Origin of the sequence: Rathayibacter caricis DSM 15933 (genome assembly GCF_003044275.1) — a bacterium.
Lineage (GTDB): Bacteria > Actinomycetota > Actinomycetes > Actinomycetales > Microbacteriaceae > Rathayibacter > Rathayibacter caricis.
In genome coordinates this window covers 3236564-3253371 of record NZ_PZPL01000001.1, presented here as the reverse complement: position 1 = coordinate 3253371, position 16808 = coordinate 3236564, and the positions used below count along the sequence as shown (strand labels likewise).

Here is a 16808-nt window from a genome sequence, read left to right as displayed (position 1 = left end):
TCAGGGCGCGGATGTTCACTAGTTCGATCGGGCGGTGATCCACACCGTGAGCGCGACGATGGCGCCGAGGCCGAAGATCCAGAGGAAGAGGCCCTCCGCGACCGGCCCGAGGGAGCCGAGCGCGAATCCGCCCGGGGACGGGTTGGCCTCGATGTACTTGAGGTACGAGATGATGTCCCGCTTGTCCTCGGGCGAGATGTTCAGGTCGTTGAAGACCGGCATGTTCTGCGGGCCGGTGACCATCGCCTCGTAGATGTGCGCCTCGGTCACGCCGCCCAGCGGGGGAGCGAACTTGCCCTCGGTCAGCGCGCCGCCGGCTCCGGCGACGTTGTGGCACATCGCGCAGTTGATGCGGAAGAGCTCGGCACCGCTGGCGGTGTCGCCGCCGCCGTCGAGGACCTCTCCGGTCGGGATGGCGGGGCCGGGCGCGAGGGAGGCGACGTAGGCGGCCAGTTCGGCGACCTGCTCGTCGGTGAACTGCACCGGCTTCTCGAGCGCCTGCGGGCCGTGCATCTGCATCGGCATGCGGCCCGTGCCGACCTGGAAGTCGACCGAGGCGGCGCCGACGCCGATCAGCGACGGCGCGTTGTCGGTGCCCGCGGCGTCGAGGCCGTGGCAGGTCGCGCAGTTCGCGGCGAAGAGCTTCGAGCCCTCGTCGATCGTCTGCTGGCTGTTGGCGGACGTCTCGGCGGAGGCCGAGGTGGCGACGCCGACGGCCGCGTAGGTGCCGCCGGTGAGACCGAGGCCGATGGCGATCAGGGCCAGCGTGGCCAGGGGGTGTCGGCGACCCTTCTTGGCGCGGCTCTTCGTCTTCGGGGAGGCCATCGAGGCAACCTTCCTGCGGGGATCGGGGGTGGAGGAGTTCATCGAGGAGGCACCCATCACTTGAGGAAGTAGATGACCACGAAGAGGCCGACCCAGACGACGTCGACGAAGTGCCAGTAGTACGAGACGACGATGGCGCTCGTCGCCTCCTTGTGACCGAAGTTCTTGACCGCGAACGCGCGGCCGATGACGAGGAGGAAGGCGATGAGCCCGCCGGTGACGTGCAGGGCGTGGAAGCCGGTCGTGATGTAGAACGCGGAGCCGTAGGCGTTGCTCGACAGGCTCACACCCTCGGAGACGAGGGTCGCGTACTCGAAGACCTGGCCGCAGACGAAGATCGCGCCGAGCGCGTAGGTGAGGAAGAACCACTCGACCATGCCCCACTTGAACGGGCTGAGCCCGGTGGAGCGCGCCTGGAGCCGCTCGGCCGCGAACACGCCGAACTGGCACGTGAACGACGAGGCGACGAGGATCACCGTGTTGACGCTCGCGAACGGCACGTTGAGGATGCTCGTCTCGGCCTCCCACAGCTCCGGGGAGGTGCTGCGGAGGGTGAAGTAGATCGCGAACAGGCCCGCGAAGAACATGACCTCGCTGCCCAGCCAGACGATCGTTCCGACCGCGACCGGGTTGGGTCGGTTCACTACGGGCGCGGTGGCCGTGGGGGTAAGAGTGCTGCTCGTCACACAGACCATTATGGACGATGCCCGGAGGGGCATTCGCACTTCCCGTATGCCGTTCGTACCCGGATAATCTGAGTGCCATGTCGGAAACCCTGTCCTGGCCGCGGATTCTCAGCGCTCTCCTCGAATCCTCCGATCTCAGCGTCTCGGAGGCGACCTGGGCGATGGAGCAGGTGATGCGGGGCGAGGCCACTCCGGCGCAGCTGGCGGGGCTCCTGGTGGCGCTGAGGGCGAAGGGCGAGACGGTCGACGAGATCGTCGGCTTCCGCGACGCGATCCTCGAGCACGCGGTCCCGCTGGACGTGGATCCGATGGCGCTGGACATCGTCGGCACGGGCGGCGACCGCTTCGGCACCGTCAACATCTCCTCGACCGCGTCGATCATCGCGGCGGCCGCCGGCACTCCGGTGATCAAGCACGGGAACCGGGCGGCCTCGTCGTCCTCCGGCTCCTCCGACGTGCTCGGCGCCCTCGGCGTCGACCTGAGCCTGTCGGCCGAGCGCGTGGCCGAGGCGTTCCGGCGCACCGGCATCGCGTTCGTCTTCGCGGCGATGTTCCACCCCGGCTTCCGGCACGCGGGTCCGGTGCGGGCCGAGCTCGGGATCCCGACGGTCTTCAACTTCCTCGGGCCGCTGTGCAATCCGGCGCGCCCCGAGGCGTCGGCCGTGGGCGTTGCCCACCTCGACCGCGTGCCGCTGTTCGTCGGCGTGTTCCAGACCCGCGGGGCGACCGCGCTGGTGTTCCGCGGCGACGACGGGCTCGACGAGCTGACGACCACGGGGCACAGCCACATCTGGGAGGTGTCGCGCGGGCTCGTCGTCGAGCACGACCTCGATCCCCGCGATCTGGGCCTGCGCCGCGCGAGCATCGACCAGCTCCGCGGGAAGGACGCCGCGTACAACGCCCAGGTGGTCCGGTCGGTGCTCGCGGGCGACGGCGGGCCCGTGCGCGACATCGTGCTGCTGAACGCGGCGGCCGGTCTCATCGCGTTCGATCTCGCGCGCGACCCGTCCCTCATCCAGACCGCGATCCTCGACCGCTTCCGGAGCGCCATGGAGCGGGCGGCCGACGCGGTCGACTCCGGTGCCGCCACGGCCAAGCTCGACGCCTGGGTCGCGGAGACGCGACGGCAGGACTGACGCTGCGCCGCGACCGACGCGAGGGCGCGGACCGGCCCTGCCCGGACACGGCGCCAGGGCGTAACGTGGGAGCGCTGTCCGCGACGGAGCGGACCGCGATCCACCCCGAGCCGGATCGCCCCGGTCCGCGAGTGGTGGTCGGACCCTGGAGGAGACCTCGATGAAGAAGCTCATCAACGACCCCAAGAACGTCGTCGCCGAGTCCGTGGCCGGTTTCGGCCTCGCCCACGCCGATCTCGTCCGGGTCCAGGCGGACCCGCTGTTCGTCGTGCGCGTCGGTGCGCCGCGAGCGGGGAAGGTCGGCATCGTCAGCGGCGGGGGCAGCGGCCACGAGCCGCTGCACGCCGGATTCGTCGGGCACGGGATGCTCGACGCCGCGGTGCCCGGCGCCGTCTTCACCTCGCCCACTCCCGATCCGATCGTCGCGGCGACGCAGGCGGTCGACGGCGGTGCGGGCGTGCTGCACCTCGTGAAGAACTACACCGGCGACGTGCTGAACTTCGAGACCGCCGCCGATCTCGCGGCGGCGGAGGGCGTCGAGGTCCGCTCGGTCGTCATCGACGACGACGTGGCGGTCAAGGACTCGCTCTACACGGCCGGGCGCCGCGGGGTGGCGGGCACCGTCCTCGTCGAGAAGATCGCGGGCGCGGCAGCCGAGCGCGGCGACTCCCTCGACGAGGTCGCGGCGATCGCCGAGGCCGTGAACGCGAACGTGCGGTCGATGGGCGTCGCGCTCTCGCCGTGCATCGTGCCGCATGCGGGAGAGCCGAGCTTCGAGCTCGGCGAGGACGAGATCGAGATCGGGATCGGCATCCACGGCGAGCCGGGCCGCGAGAAGATCGCGCTCGAGCCGGCGGACCGGATCGTGGACCGCATCCTCGGCCCGATCCTCGAGGACCTGCCCTTCTCCTCCGGCGACAGCGTGCTGCTGTTCGTGAACGGCATGGGCGGCACGCCGCAGATCGAGCTCTACATCGCGTACCGCCGTGCCGCGGAGGTGCTCGCGGAGAAGGGCATCGAGGTGACCCGCAGCCTCGTCGGCAACTACGTCACCTCGCTCGAGATGCAGGGGTTCTCGCTGAGCGTGCTGAAGCTGGATGCGGCGATGACCGAGCTCTGGGACGCTCCGGTCGAGACGGCGGCGCTGCGCTGGGGACGCTGATCGACGAGGACGGCGCTCGGGCCGCACACGACACGACGGCCGCGGGAGCGGTCGCAGGAGAGGGAACGATGCAGGACGGACGGACGGCGCTGGACGCCGAGTGGGCACTCGCGTGGGTGCGCGCGGCGGCGGAGTCGATCGCGCAGCACCGCGTGGAGCTGATCACGCTCGACCGGGCGATCGGCGACGGCGATCACGGCGAGAACATGGACCGCGGATTCCAGGCGGTGGTCGCGAAGCTCGACGCCGTCGGCGGCGGGGCGACCCCCGCCGAGGTGCTCAAGCTGGTCGCGACGACGCTGATCTCGACGGTGGGCGGCGCGTCCGGTCCGCTGTTCGGCACGGCGTTCCTCAAGGCCTCGGGAGCGGTCGCCGGTCTCGAGCAGCTGGACGGGCCTGCGCTGGTGGCGCTGCTGACCGCCGCGCGCGACGGGATCGTGCTCCGGGGCAAGGCGGAGGCGGGGGACAAGACGATGGTCGACGCGTGGATCCCGGCCGTCGAGGCGGCGGGGGCCGCCGTCTCGGCGGGTGCCGCGCCGGGCGCGGTGCTGAGCGCGGCGGCGGACGCGGCGCAGGCCGGAGCGGAGTCGACCGATCCGCTCGTCGCCCGCAAGGGCCGGGCCAGCTACCTGGGGGAGCGGGCCATCGGGCACCGCGATCCGGGGAGCGTGTCGACAGTTCTGCTGCTGCGCGCGGCGGCCGAGGCGGCGGCATGAGCGTCGGGCTCGTCCTCGTCTCGCACAGTGCACGGCTCGCGGAGGGACTGGCGGAGCTCGCCGCGCAGATGGCGCCCTCCGTCGCGCTCATCGCCGCGGGTGGCACGGACGACGGCGGGATCGGCACCAGCTTCGACCGGATCACGGCGGCTCTCGCCGAGGCGGACTCGGGCGAGGGCGCCGTGGTCCTCTGCGACCTCGGATCCGCGATCATGACGGCCGAGACGGCGCTGGAGTTCCTGGACGACGACGCGAGGGACCGCGCGCGCCTGGTCGACGCTCCGCTCGTCGAGGGCGCGGTGGCGGCGGCGGTGGCGGCCGAGACGGGGGCCTCGCTCGACGACGTCGTGCTGGCCGCGGAGTCGGCTCGGGGAGGCGCGGGGTCCGCCCCCCAGGAGCAGCTCGCGGCGGCGCAGGTCCGGCGCAGCGTCGTGCTGATCAACCCGAACGGGCTGCACGCGCGGCCGGCCGCCGAGTTCGTCACGCTGGCGAGCGCGTTCGATGCGCGGATCGACGCGAACGGCAAGGACGCGACCAGCCTGCTCGGCGTGATGTCGCTGGGCTTGAACCGGGGGGACGAGGTCGTGATCTCGGCGACGGGCTCCCAGGCCGACGAGGCCGTGCGACGACTCGGCGACCTCGTCGAGTCGGGCTTCGGCGAGGTCTGACGCACCGGCGCTCCGTCAGGTCGCGGCTCCTAGGCTGTGGCCATGGCCCTGCGCGGAACCCGACCCCCGATCGTCCTCCTCCGCCGCCTCACGGCGGTGCCGCGGGCGGTCCGCCGCGCGGACGCCCGCGCAGCGCGGCGGTTGAACGCTCGACGCGCCTCCCCGGCTCTCGACGGCGCGCTCGTCGGACTCTCCCGTGCGGCTGATCACGGCGTGCTGTGGTTCGCTCTCGGTGCGGTGCTGCTGGCCGCCGGGCGCCCGCGGGAGGCGGCGCGCGGCGTGCTCTCGCTGAGCGCGGCGAGTGCGGTGGCGAACCTGATCGGCAAGCGCCTCTTCGGCGGCGTCCGCCCGCTGGTCGTCGACGTACCCGTGGGGCGCAGGCTCGCCCGCGTGCCCACGTCCCCGTCGTTCCCCTCCGGTCATGCGGCGAGCGCCGCCGCCTTCGCCGCGGGCGTGGCTCTCGAGAACCCGAAGGTCGGCGCGGCGGTCGCTCCGCTGGCCGCCGCGGTGGCCTTCTCGCGACTGCACGTGGGCGTGCACTGGTTGTCGGACGTGCTGGGCGGTGCCGCGCTCGGCGCGGTGGTCGCGACGCTGGGGCGGGTGCTGGTGCCGGCCACTCCGCGGCACGTCCCGGTCTCGGAGCGCGCGACGCTGCCGCCGGTCGACACCCGCCCCCTCGGCGACGGCGCGTCACTGCTCGTGGTGCTGAACCCGGGTGCGGGTCGCGACTCCCACCGGCCCGATCCGGAGCCGATGATCCTCGAGCGCTTCCCGAAGGCCCGGGTCCACCGCCTGGAGGACGGGGAGGAGCTCGCCGACGTCGTGCGCGCGGCGCGGGCGGGTGATGCGCCCCCGGAGGTCCTCGGCGTCTACGGCGGCGACGGGACGATGTCGGTCGGCGCCGCGCTCGCGAGGGCCGAGGGGATGACGCTGCTGGTGCTGCCCGGCGGCACCATGAACCACTTCGCCAAGGCGCTGGGGCTGCTGACGATCGAGGACGCCCTCGACGCGGCCGCGCACGGCGAGAGACGGGACGTGGACGTGGCGGAGGTCGTCGCGGGCGACTCCGAGCCGGTGACGGTGCTGAACACGGTCTCGGTCGGCGTCTACCCGGAGTTCGTCGCCGCGCGCGAGAAGCACGAGAAGGTTCTCGGCAAGCCCGTCTCGGCGGTGCTCGCCGCTCTGCGGGTGGTGCGCGGCACCGACCCGTTCGAGTTGCGGCGCGAGGGGCGGAGCGAGCTCGTGTGGTCCTACTTCGTCGGCGTCAATCAGGAGCACCCGCGGACGGCGACCCCCCTCGCGCGTCGACGCCTCGACGACGGGCAGCTGGACGTGCGCATCCTGCACTCGGGTCGTCGGCCGCGCACCCGCGGCGCGATCTCGCTCGTGCTCGGCCGCACCGCGACTCCGATCGTCGGGCGGGTGCCCGGCTGGCGCGCTCCTGTCGTCGAGTCGTACTCGACCGACCGGCTGACGATCTCGGTGCGTCGACCGGGCGGGGAGGACCCGGGCTGGGCGCACGACGGCGAGACCGAGGTCTTCGACGGCCGGCGCGACGGCTACGAGGAGGCGTCGGTGCGGATCGTGCGGCTGGCGCTCCGGGTCTACGCGACCGCCGACTGAGACGCGGCCGGGAGCGACTCCTGGGGCCGGTGCGGCTTCTGCCGGGCCGGCGCGCCGGCGGCCGGCTACGACGACGGCGAGCCGCTCGAGAGCCCCGCCTCGAGCGCGTCGAGGATCGGCAGCTGACCGGCGACGATCCCGCTCCGCGCCTCGGCCGTGCTCATCCAGCGGGCCGTCTCGATCTCGGGGTACTCGCGGACGACGCCCGAGCCGCGCGGCCACTCGAGCTCGAAGGTGTTGCTCATGACGAAGCGCACGTCGTCGCCCCCTCCGCCCGCGAACACCGTGACGATCTTGCCGGAGGACTGCCGGAACCCGCCGAGGAGCAGGTAGTCGAGGTCGGGAGCGGGGACGCCGATCTCCTCCTCGAACTCGCGTCTCGCCGCGTCCAGCGGCGCCTCCTCCTCCGTGTACAGGCCCTTCGGGATCGACCACGCGCGCGGACGCCTCGTCCACAGCGGTCCGCCCATCCGTCCGAGGAACACCTCGAGACCCTCCGGGCCATTGCGGTGCAGGAGGAGGCCCGCGCTCGTCGGGGCGGTCATCGCGGGCACCTGGTCATCCCGCCATCCTGCCCCTCCCGCGTGGAAGGATCGAGAGGATCGACCGCGACGCACGGAGTGGACCATGGACAGCACCGAGATCCTGCGCGGACTGCAGGACGCCGTCGGCGAGGCGCTCGTCGGCGCCGGACCGGACTTCGAGGCGGTGCACACCGACAAGTCGGGCTTCGCCACGGGGGAGCGCGCGCTCGCCCTGGTGCTCGCGCGCTCCGTCGAGGACGTCCAGGCCGTTCTGCGCCTCGCGACCGCGCACCGCGTGCCGGTCGTCCCGCGGGGAGCCGGCACCGGGCTGGCCGCCGGCGCCGTCGCCACGAGCGGCGCGATCGTGCTCTCGACCGCGCGCATGGACCGGATCCTCGAGATCTCGCTCGAGGACGAGCTGGCCGTCGTGGAGCCGGGAGTGATCAACCAGGCGCTCTCGGACGCCGTCGCCGCCGACGGGCTGATCTTCTCGCCCGATCCCGCGAGCAAGGCGATCTCGAGCATCGGCGGCAACATCGCCACCAACGCCGGCGGCCTGCTCTGCGCGAAGTACGGGGTGACGCGGGAGGCCGTGCTGGGCCTGGCGGTGGTGCTGCCGGACGGGCGGCTGGTGCGCACCGGGCGGCGCAGCGTCAAGGGCGTGACCGGCTACGACCTCACCGCGCTGCTGACCGGGTCGGAGGGGACGCTGGGCGTGATCGTCGAGGCGACGGTGAAGCTGCGTCCCCTCCCGCAGGGGCCCGTCGTGACGATCGGGGCGTACTTCCCGAGCGTGGTCGCCGCCGCAGCGGCCGCCGCGGCCGTGACCGCGGCGCGGCTCCGACCGGCGGTCATGGAGCTGATGGACGAGGCGGCGCTCGCTGCGATCGGCCGCTACACGGGCACGGTGCTCGATCGCGGTGCGGCCTACCTCCTCGTGCAGACCGACGACGGGGGAGCCCGCGACGAGGCTCGGCGGATCCTCGGGATCGTCGTGCGCGCGGGCGGCGACGCGGAGTCCACGGAGGACCGGGCCGCCGGGGAGGCGCTGCTCGCGGTGCGCCGAGCGTTCCACCCCGCGCTGGAGGCCGAGGGTGAGGTCCTGATCGAGGACGTCTGCGTGCCCCGCTCGGCGCTGCCCGCGATGTTCGCGGCGATCAGGGGCATCGAGGAGCGGACCGGACTGACGATCCCCACGGTCGCCCACGCGGGCGACGGCAACCTGCATCCGAACTTCGTGCTGCCCGCGGGTGCGCACGAGGTCGGAGACGAGGTCTGGGAGGCGGCCGCCGAGCTCTTCCGCACGGCGGTGTCGCTCGGAGGCACCCTGACCGGGGAGCACGGCGTGGGGCTCCTCAAGCGGCGCTGGCTCGAGGAGGAGCTGGGTGAGGACTCGACGGCCCTGCAGCGGGGGATCAAGGCGGTGTTCGACCCGCTGGGGATCATGAACCCGGGGAAGGTCTTCTGACGCGTCAGGCGGGCAGGAGCTCCGAGACGAGCAGCGCGGCGGTCAGCGCCGTCGTCGCGGCGGACATAAGCCAGTAGAGGATCGTCTCGCGCCACGAGCCGGCCGAGCCGAGGACCGGCAGCGCGGCGTACCCGCCGGAGGTCCAAAGGCGTCGCAGCACCGGGATGCGGCGGACCGCCCGGGGCGCCCGGATCCGCAGCGGCCAGAGCCAGTTGATCCCCTCGGTGGTCAGCGCGTCGCCGGCGATGTGCACGAAGTAGCCCAGGGTGGCCGCCACGCGCAGCCACGCCCAGCTGCCGTCGGCGAGGCCGATCAGGAGCCCGGTGACCACCGCTGCGACGGCCCAGGCGAGCGGCCAGGACCGGGCGGTCCTGGTGGCCTTCGCCGCGAAGGCGAGCGCAGGGAGCGTCAGCAGCGCCGCGAGGGACACGGTGCCCAGCGGAGGGAGCGGGAAGCGCACCGCCGTCAGGACCGGCACGAGGTACCAGACCACGGCGACGGCGAGCAGCGAGTGCATGCCGTGGCGGTGGCCGCCGCTGATGCGCCCGGCGGTGGCCGTCAGGATCGACGCTCCCGGTGCGGAGCGGGAGATGGTCGCGCGGGCGTGGTCGGCATCGGGGGCCAGCGCCCATCCCGCGGCGACCCCGAGACCGACGAGACGGATGTCGAGCGGCAGATCCGCGACTCCGAGCGGGCCGGCGATCGCCGGCACGGAGGTGGCCACCGACCAGGCGAGAGCGCCGGAGACGGCGTGGGAGCGGCCCATCACGGCGGGTGGCACCTCGTGGTCGGATCGGAGCGGGACGGCGATGCCCGGGAGTGGCACGAGAAAACCCCCGGTACCGCGCTGCTGCACGGGCCGGGGGTGAGGGTGGGCGATACCGGACTCGAACCGATGACCTCTTCCGTGTGAAGGAAGCGCGCTACCAACTGCGCCAATCGCCCAGGAGGCCGTCTTGTGGACGACCCGAGAGACGATGTTAGCGGATCCCGAAGCGCGCGGAGCACCACGGCGGTGCGCCACGCCCGGGTGAACGGGGCGTGTCGGGGCGGTTTCCGGCGGAAAGACGGGCAAGTCGTCGACACGGCCCGGATCCGCGTCCGCTCGATTTGGTTTCTCCCGCGGCCGTCCTATAAAGTCTTCTAGGTCGAGCCGGGCAGCGAAAGCGCCGGGGAGGCGAAGACGGGAAACGTCCGGCAAGACGTGGCTCCGAAGTAGTACAACTGAATACGACCTACATGCGGATGTGGCGCAGCGGTAGCGCATCACCTTGCCAAGGTGAGGGTCGCGAGTTCGAATCTCGTCATCCGCTCGAATATCGGCCTCCGGGCCGATGTTTCTGAGAGGGCCTCCGGGTCTTCTCCACCCGGTCGGCTCGCCTCGCGGGCCGCCGACACCGAACCCAATACACGGTGGATTGGCCGAGAGGCGAGGCAGCGGCCTGCAAAGCCGTATACACGGGTTCGAATCCCGTATCCACCTCGATCGTTCCGACGAACGAGGCGCTCCTCGCGGAGCAACGGGCGATTGGCGCAGCGGTAGCGCGCTTCCCTGACACGGAAGAGGTCACTGGTTCGATCCCAGTATCGCCCACCACCTGGAACCCCGGCCCTCGGCCGGGGTTCCGTCGTTAACGGCGGCCCCCGCCTGCGGCCCCCGCCTGCGGCCCCGCCTGCGGCCCCCGCCTGCGGCCCCGCCTGCGGCCCCGCCTGCGGCTCGCCTCGAGGTTCTGCGCTGGCGGCCGCGCGGGCTACCCTCGGGACGTGCCCGCTCCGATCCGCCTCGACGAGAGCACGGTGCTCCGCCTCGTCGCCCGAGAGGACGGACCGGCGCTCTCGGCGGCCTACCGCCGCAACCGCCGCCACCTCGCTCCGTGGGAGCCGTTGCGCTCGACCCGGTTCTTCGAGGCGGGCGGGCAGACGGACGCCATCGCCGACTCGCTGTTCGCCCACCGCTCCGGCAGCGTGCTGCCGCTCGTCCTCGTCCAGGGCGAGGAGATCGTCGGACGGATCACCCTGTCGAACATCCTCCGCGGCGCCTTCGAGAGCGCCGAGATGGGCTACTGGCTCGACGCCCGCCTCGAGGGGCGCGGTGTGATGACCCGCGCGGTCGGCGAGGCGATGGGGATCGCCGGCGGTGAGCTGGGCCTGCACCGCGTCCAGGCGGGGACCCTCCTCCACAACGTCGGCTCGCAGACGGTGCTCGAGCGCAACGGCTTCGAGCGCATCGGCATCGCCCGCCGCTACCTCCGGATCGCGGGCGAGTGGCAGGACCACGTGCTGTTCCAGCGACTGCTCGAGCACGCGCCGAACGCACCGCTGACGCCGCCGGAGGGGCCGCAGCCGCCTCCGAGTCGTCTCGTCTAGGGTGGGCGACGGCCGCGCCGGTGATCCGTCGGCGCTCGCACCGAGAGGGACGGCTGGAGCATGACCCGCACCATCGGCGGACGCGAGTTCGACTTCGAGCGGCAGGTCGCCGTGATGGCGGTCGTGAACCGCACCCCCGACTCCTTCTACGACAAGGGCTCGACCTTCGCGCTGGATCGAGCGGTCGCCGCCTCGGTGCGGGCGGCCGAGCAGGGCGCCGACTGGGTCGACATCGGGGGAGTGCCGTTCGGCCGGGGCCCGGCCGTCTCGCTGCAGGAGGAGATCGACCGGGTGGTGCCCGTCGTCGCCGGCATCCACGAGCGGAGCGACGTGGTCGTCTCGGTCGACACGACGCGGGCCGAGGTGGCCCGGCTGAGCATCGCCGAGGGCGCCTCCGTCGTCAACGACACCAGCGGGCTGCACGACCCGGACATGCTCGCCGTCGTCGCGTCGTCCGAGGCGCAGCTCGTGATCACGCACAGCCTGGGCGCACCGCGGAGCGAGCCCGTGCGGCCCGAGTACGACGACGTCGTGGCCTCGGTGATCGCCCACCTGCGCGAGAGGCGGGACCGGGCGGTCGCGGGCGGCGTCCCGGACGAGCGCATCATCCTCGACCCCGGTCACGACCTCAACAAGAACACCTTGCACACCCTGGAGCTCACCCGTCGCCTGGGCGAGATCGCGGCGCTGGGACTCCCGGTACTCGCAGCGGTGTCGAACAAGGACTTCATCGGCGAGACGCTCGACCGCGCGCAGGGCGAGCGGCTCGAGGGATCCCTCGCAGCGGCGGTGATCTGCATCCTCAACGGTGCGCGCATCGTGCGCATGCACGACGTGCGACAGGCCGTCGACGCGGTCCGATTGACCGAGGCCGTTCTCGGCTGGCGGGCACCCGCCCACCTCCGTCACAACATCGAGGAGGAGCCCGTCGCATGAGCGCCGCGATCGACCGCCTGCACCCGTCCCCGCTCGCGGCGCTCGACGACGACGCGCTCCTCGCGCTCTACTCGGCCGAGACCTCCGAGCCGTGGCTGCGGGTGAATTTCGTCTCGAGCATCGACGGAGCGGTCACCCGGGAGGGCGTCTCGGGCGCGCTGGGCGGGGACGCGGACGAGCGGGTCTTCGACCTCCTCCGTCGTCTCGCCGACGTGGTGCTGGTCGCGGCGGGCACGGTCCGCACCGAGGGCTACGGGCCGATGGTGCTGGGGGAGGAGTCGGCCGCGGCGCGCTCCGCCGAGGGGCGCCCCGCGCATCCGGTGTTCGCGATCGTCTCGGGCTCGCTGGACCTGGACCCGGCCTCGCGGATCTTCACCGAGGCCCCGGTGCGCCCGGTCGTGGTCACCACCGGAGCGTCTCCCGCCCGTCGGCGCGAGGAGCTCGCCGAGGTGGCGGACGTGCTGGTCTGCGGCGAGGAGGATCTGGACGCGGTGCGGATGCGCGACGCCCTCGCCGATCGCGGGCTCGCCAGGATCCACTGCGAGGGCGGACCGGGGTTCCTGGGCACCCTCCTCGCGCACGACGTGGTCGACGAGCTCGACCTCACCGTCAGCCCGACGCTCGAGGCCGGCGAAGCCGGCCGGATCGCCCGGGGCGAGGCGGAGGCGAGGGTGCAGCGCCTCGCGCACGTCCTCGCCTCCGGTGACACCCTGCTGCTGCGCTACCTGCGCGCACGCTGAGGTCGGGGCGCCGGCCGGACGCCCCGACGGAGCCTCAGTCGGCGAGGACGAACTGCGGAGAGACCGCGCGCGGCACCAGACGCTCGAGCTGCGTGACGTGCGAGGGGTTCAGCTCCTCGAGCGAGTTCACGCCCAGCAGGCGCATGGTGCGCGTGATCTGCTCGGACAGGATCTCGATCATCCGGTTCACGCCCGCCTCGCCGCCGGCCATCAGGCCGTACAGGTAGGCGCGGCCGACCAAGGTGAAGCGCGCGCCGAGGGCGATCGAGGCCACGATGTCGGCGCCGGACATGATGCCGGTGTCGAGGTGGATCTCCATGCCGGACGTGCTGCCCGTGCCGACCTCGCGCACCACGTCCGGGAGGAGGTGGAAGGGGATCGGAGCGCGATCGAGCTGGCGGCCGCCGTGGTTCGAGAGGACGACGCCGTCGACGCCGAGCTCGGCCACGCGACGTGCGTCGTCGACCGTCTGGACGCCCTTGACGACGATCTTCCCGGGCCACTGGTCGCGGATCCAGGCGAGGTCCTCGAAGCCGACGGTGGGATCGAACATGGTGTCGAGCAGCTCGCCGACGGTGCCGGACCAGCGGTCGAGCGACGCGAACGACAGCGGCTCGGTCGTGAGGAAGTCGACCCACCACCACGGGCGCGGCATCGCGTTCACCACGGTGCCCAGCGTCAGCTGCGGCGGGATCGAGAAGCCGTTGCGCTTGTCGCGGAGGCGCGCACCCGCGACGGGGACGTCGACCGTCACCAGGAGCGTGTCGAAGCCTGACGCGGCCGCGCGCTCCACGAGCGCCATCGAGCGGTCGCGGTCCTTCCACATGTACAGCTGGAACCAGTTGCGGCCGTCGGGGTTCGCGGCCTTCACGTCCTCGATGGCGGTGGTGCCCATGGTGGAGAGCGAGAAGGGGATGCCCCACTTGGCCGCGTTGCGCGCGCCGGCGATCTCGCCCTCGGTCTGCATCATCCGGGTGAAGCCGGTCGGCGCGATGCCGAAGGGGAGCGAGACGGGAGCGCCGAGGACGTCCCAGCCGGTTCTGACCTCCGAGACGTCGCGCAGGATCGCCGGATTGAACTGGATGTCCTCGAACGCCTGGCGCGCACGGCCCAGCGAGATCTCGGCCTCGGCGGCTCCCTCCGTGTAGTCGAACGCCGCCTTGGGCGTCCGGCGCTTCGCGATGCGCTGGAGGTCGTGGATCGTCAGCGCCTTGTCGAGCCGGGCCTTCTTGAGGTCGAGCTCGGGCTTCTTGAACTGCATGAGGGGCGCGAGGTCGCGCACCTTCGGGATTCGTCGGTCGACCATGGTCAGTCCTTCTCCGCTCCGGTGGGTGTCAGGTGGGTCTCGGCGTAGTAGCCGGAGATGTGGGCCTCGACGAGCGCGCGGGCGCGGTCGGGGTCGGCGGCCGCGATCGCGGCGACCAGGGCGCGGTGCTCCGAGCGGAGTCGATCCCTGGTCCGCGGCCAGTCGGGCAGGGTGCGCGCGGCGGTGATCACGTAGCTCTCGACCGCGTCGCGCAGGCCCGCGGTCATCGCCGCGATCACCGCGTTCCCGGACGCCTCGGCGAGCGAGAGGTGGAACTGCGCGTCGAGGGCGAGGAACGCGTCGTGGTCGAGCACCTCGGCGTCCATCGCATCGAGGAGCTCGCGGCTCTCGCCCAGAGCCGGACGGTGGGTCCGGGCCAGGTCGTCGACGACGGCGGTCTCGAGCACGAGCCGGGTGCGGACGACGTCCTCCACCGCGAAACCGCTCGCGGCGACCTGGAGGCGCAGCAGTGCGCTCATCCCTCCGGTTGGCCGCGCCACGATCACGGCGCCCGCCGCCGGCCCGGAGCCGGAGCGGGTGCGCACCAGCCCCATCACCTCGAGGACGCGGACGGCCTCGCGGACCGAGGACCGGCCGACTCCGAGCTCGAGCGCGAGGGCGCGCTCACCCGGGAGGCGGTCACCGGGCGCGAGCGCTCCGGTGAGCAGGAGGCCCTCGACGTGGGCGAGGACGGCCTCCCACGCGCGTTCGACGGTGTCGCTCATCCCGCTCCTCCTCGTGTGGTCTGACCACACCGTAGCATGTGGTCGGACCACAGGGCTCGCACAGTGCCTAGGCTGTCGGGATGACCGGTCCGGACCTCACGCGGCAGTACTTGCTCGAGGGGGCCGTGGTCCCGGCGGTCGCCCGACGGCTCGGCGGTGGCGGTCCGGAGCTCGCGTGGCGCAACCAGGCGGGCGGGCTGACCTTCCGCGTGCCGACCGGGTACCTCAAGTGGAATCCCGCGGGCACCGGCATCGACCTGCGGCGCGAATCGGCGCGGCTGCGCTGGCTGGAGGGCCGTCATCCGGCGCCCCGGGTGCTGGACGAGGGGGACGAGGACGGCGGCCAGTGGCTGCTCACGGCACCGGTCGCGGGGCGCAGCGCCGTCGATCCGCTCTGGCTGGCGCGGCCCGAGACGGCGGTGCGCGCGATCGCGCGGGGTCTGCGCGCGCTGCACGCCGTCCCCGTGGACGACCTGCCGGAGGAGCTCCGGCACGACTCCTGGTTCCACCGCGGGGCGGCGCCGGAGCCCGAACAGCCCGTGCTCGTGCACGGCGACGCCTGCGCCCCGAATACGATGATCGACGACGACGGCTCCTGGAGCGGCACGGTGGACGTCGGCGACCTCGGAGTGGGCGACCGCTGGGCCGACCTCGCCGTCGCGGCGATAAGCCTCGACTGGAACTACGGAGACGGATTCACCGGCCTCCTGCTCGAGGAGTACGGCATCGCGCCGGACGAGGAGCGCGCCGCCGCCTACCGCGCGCTCTGGGCCGCGGAGTCCTGAGACCCGCGGCTCACTTCGCGGAGTCGTCCTTCTTCTCGTCCTGCGCCGACTCCTTGTTCTCGGACGCGAGGCGCAGCCACCGGCCGTCGCGCAGGTCCTGCTCGTGCACGGCCGCCTTCTTCTCACTGGCGGCGGTGTCGCGCGGCGGGAGCTGGATGGTCTCCTCCGCCTCGATGCCCGCCTGCAGCTCGCGACCGCGCTCGAGCTCCGCGTCGAACTCCGCTCCGAAGAGCAGCGCGATGTTGGTGATCCAGATCCAGAGGAGGAAGACGATCACCGCGCCGAGCGAGCCGTAGGTCTTGTCGTAGTTCGAGAAGTTGGCGACGTAGAAGCCGAAGCCGATCGAGGCGACGAGCCAGATCAGCAGAGCGAGGACCGAGCCCGCTCCGATCCAGCGGAACTTCGGCTGACGGATGTTCGGCGCCCAGTAGTAGAGGATCGCGACGATCACGATCGCGATGACGAGCAGCACGGGCCACTTCGCGATGTTCCAGACCAGCAGAGCGGAGGAGCCGAGGCCGACCACGTCGCCCACGGCCTCGGCCACGGGGCCGCTGAGCACGAGGATCAGCGCGGCGACGACGATCAGCACGACCGTGGCGAGCGTCACGCCGAGCATCGTCGGGCGCAGCTTCCAGAACGGACGTCCCTCGTCGATCTCGTAGACGCGGTTCATGGCGCGGCCGAACGCGCCGACGTAGCCGGATGCCGACCAGAGGGCGCCGACGATACCGGTGACGAACGCGACTCCCGCGGCCGGAGAGCTCGTCAGCGACTGGATGGGCTCGCGCAGGACGTCGACGACCTGCGCGGAGGCGAGGTTCCCGACCAGCTCGAGCACGGTGTCGGTGGTGGCCTGCGCCTGGCCGAAGAGGCCGAGGACCGAGACGATCGCCAGCAGCGCCGGGAACAGTGCGAGGACGGCGTAGTACGTGAGTGCTGCGGCGAGGTCGGTGCACTGGTCGGCGCCGAACTCGCGCATCGTCTTCTTCAGCACGTAGCCCCACGACCGCTTCGTCAGGTCGCTCAGCTCGTCGGGCTTGCGCCTGTCGTCGGGTGCGGGCGCGCTCTTCTCGCGGGTCGTGCTCTTCTCGGCCATGCGGCCACGCTACGGCGCTCGGCGATCCGGCGGTGGCCCTTG

17 protein-coding genes and 4 tRNA genes are annotated in these 16808 nt (G+C 72.5%); 13 read left to right on the top strand and 8 right to left on the bottom strand.

Annotated features, from left to right (window positions below; translation table 11 throughout):
• Positions 1–18: 18 nt before the first annotated feature.
• Both qcrC and ctaE read right to left on the bottom strand, forming a co-directional pair.
• Positions 19–825 carry a cytochrome bc1 complex diheme cytochrome c subunit gene (gene qcrC / locus C1I63_RS15165; protein WP_077221845.1) on the bottom strand — a complete coding sequence of 269 codons (807 nt, stop codon included), beginning with the start codon at positions 823–825 and terminating at the stop codon, positions 19–21.
• A 56-nt stretch (positions 826–881) separates the two neighbouring features.
• On the bottom strand, positions 882–1520 hold the full coding sequence (ctaE, locus tag C1I63_RS15160) for an aa3-type cytochrome oxidase subunit III (protein WP_055791679.1): 639 nt from the start codon (positions 1518–1520) through the stop codon (positions 882–884).
• Positions 1521–1588: 68 nt separating this feature from the next.
• Between ctaE and trpD the strand changes: the two genes are divergently transcribed.
• From trpD to C1I63_RS15135, 5 genes are all read left to right on the top strand, one after another.
• Positions 1589–2647, top strand: coding sequence for an anthranilate phosphoribosyltransferase (gene trpD / locus C1I63_RS15155; RefSeq protein WP_107575310.1), 1059 nt, complete (start codon positions 1589–1591; stop codon positions 2645–2647).
• Positions 2648–2807: 160 nt separating this feature from the next.
• Positions 2808–3809: a dihydroxyacetone kinase subunit DhaK gene (dhaK, locus tag C1I63_RS15150; protein ID WP_055791684.1), complete on the top strand. Its 1002-nt coding sequence runs from the start codon at positions 2808–2810 to the stop codon at positions 3807–3809.
• Positions 3810–3877: 68 nt separating this feature from the next.
• Positions 3878–4525 (top strand): dihydroxyacetone kinase subunit DhaL, encoded by a 648-nt coding sequence (dhaL, locus tag C1I63_RS15145; RefSeq protein ID WP_107575309.1) that lies wholly within the window; start codon positions 3878–3880, stop codon positions 4523–4525.
• A complete protein-coding gene (dhaM, locus tag C1I63_RS15140; protein ID WP_055791690.1) occupies positions 4522–5193 on the top strand; it encodes a dihydroxyacetone kinase phosphoryl donor subunit DhaM in 672 nt (223 codons plus the stop codon). Before dhaL ends, dhaM begins: the two co-directional genes overlap by 4 nt.
• 42 nt (positions 5194–5235) lie before the next feature.
• Positions 5236–6816 (top strand): bifunctional phosphatase PAP2/diacylglycerol kinase family protein, encoded by a 1581-nt coding sequence (locus C1I63_RS15135; RefSeq protein ID WP_107575308.1) that lies wholly within the window; start codon positions 5236–5238, stop codon positions 6814–6816.
• 65 nt (positions 6817–6881) lie between these two features.
• On the opposite strand, the gene C1I63_RS15130 is transcribed toward C1I63_RS15135, so the two are convergent.
• Positions 6882–7361 carry an NUDIX hydrolase gene (locus C1I63_RS15130; RefSeq protein ID WP_107575895.1) on the bottom strand — a complete coding sequence of 160 codons (480 nt, stop codon included), beginning with the start codon at positions 7359–7361 and terminating at the stop codon, positions 6882–6884.
• 82 nt (positions 7362–7443) lie between these two features.
• Between C1I63_RS15130 and C1I63_RS15125 the strand changes: the two genes are divergently transcribed.
• On the top strand, positions 7444–8808 hold the full coding sequence (locus C1I63_RS15125) for an FAD-binding oxidoreductase (RefSeq protein ID WP_107575307.1): 1365 nt from the start codon (positions 7444–7446) through the stop codon (positions 8806–8808).
• 4 nt (positions 8809–8812) lie between these two features.
• Here the strand turns inward: C1I63_RS15125 and C1I63_RS15120 are convergent, their stop codons facing one another.
• Positions 8813–9574: a metal-dependent hydrolase gene (locus C1I63_RS15120; RefSeq protein ID WP_107575306.1), complete on the bottom strand. Its 762-nt coding sequence runs from the start codon at positions 9572–9574 to the stop codon at positions 8813–8815.
• A gap of 106 nt (positions 9575–9680) precedes the next feature.
• Positions 9681–9753: transfer RNA gene (locus C1I63_RS15115), tRNA-Val, on the bottom strand.
• Between the two features lie 296 nt (positions 9754–10049).
• On the opposite strand from C1I63_RS15115, the gene C1I63_RS15110 reads away from it, so the two are divergent.
• The 6 genes from C1I63_RS15110 (at position 10050) to C1I63_RS15085 (ending at position 12851) form a co-directional block, all read left to right on the top strand.
• A tRNA-Gly gene (locus tag C1I63_RS15110) sits at positions 10050–10121 on the top strand.
• A 99-nt stretch (positions 10122–10220) separates the two neighbouring features.
• A tRNA-Cys gene (locus tag C1I63_RS15105) sits at positions 10221–10291 on the top strand.
• Positions 10292–10330: 39 nt separating this feature from the next.
• Positions 10331–10405 (top strand) — tRNA-Val (locus C1I63_RS15100).
• Between the two features lie 167 nt (positions 10406–10572).
• Entirely contained in the window at positions 10573–11175 is a 603-nt protein-coding gene (locus tag C1I63_RS15095; protein ID WP_235577243.1) for a GNAT family N-acetyltransferase, read from the top strand.
• 60 nt (positions 11176–11235) lie between these two features.
• Positions 11236–12111 (top strand): dihydropteroate synthase, encoded by an 876-nt coding sequence (folP, locus tag C1I63_RS15090; RefSeq protein WP_055791698.1) that lies wholly within the window; start codon positions 11236–11238, stop codon positions 12109–12111.
• A complete protein-coding gene (locus C1I63_RS15085) occupies positions 12108–12851 on the top strand; it encodes a pyrimidine reductase family protein (RefSeq protein ID WP_107575305.1) in 744 nt (247 codons plus the stop codon). Before folP ends, C1I63_RS15085 begins: the two co-directional genes overlap by 4 nt.
• A 34-nt stretch (positions 12852–12885) precedes the next feature.
• On the opposite strand, the gene C1I63_RS15080 is transcribed toward C1I63_RS15085, so the two are convergent.
• Positions 12886–14157 (bottom strand): alpha-hydroxy acid oxidase, encoded by a 1272-nt coding sequence (locus tag C1I63_RS15080; protein ID WP_107575304.1) that lies wholly within the window; start codon positions 14155–14157, stop codon positions 12886–12888.
• A 2-nt stretch (positions 14158–14159) separates the two neighbouring features.
• A complete protein-coding gene (locus C1I63_RS15075) occupies positions 14160–14882 on the bottom strand; it encodes a FadR/GntR family transcriptional regulator (protein WP_107575303.1) in 723 nt (240 codons plus the stop codon).
• A gap of 80 nt (positions 14883–14962) precedes the next feature.
• On the opposite strand from C1I63_RS15075, the gene C1I63_RS15070 reads away from it, so the two are divergent.
• A complete protein-coding gene (locus tag C1I63_RS15070; RefSeq protein WP_107575302.1) occupies positions 14963–15667 on the top strand; it encodes an aminoglycoside 3'-phosphotransferase in 705 nt (234 codons plus the stop codon).
• A gap of 10 nt (positions 15668–15677) precedes the next feature.
• On the opposite strand, the gene C1I63_RS15065 is transcribed toward C1I63_RS15070, so the two are convergent.
• Positions 15678–16766 (bottom strand): YihY/virulence factor BrkB family protein, encoded by a 1089-nt coding sequence (locus C1I63_RS15065; RefSeq protein WP_107575301.1) that lies wholly within the window; start codon positions 16764–16766, stop codon positions 15678–15680.
• Positions 16767–16808: the final 42 nt, after the last annotated feature.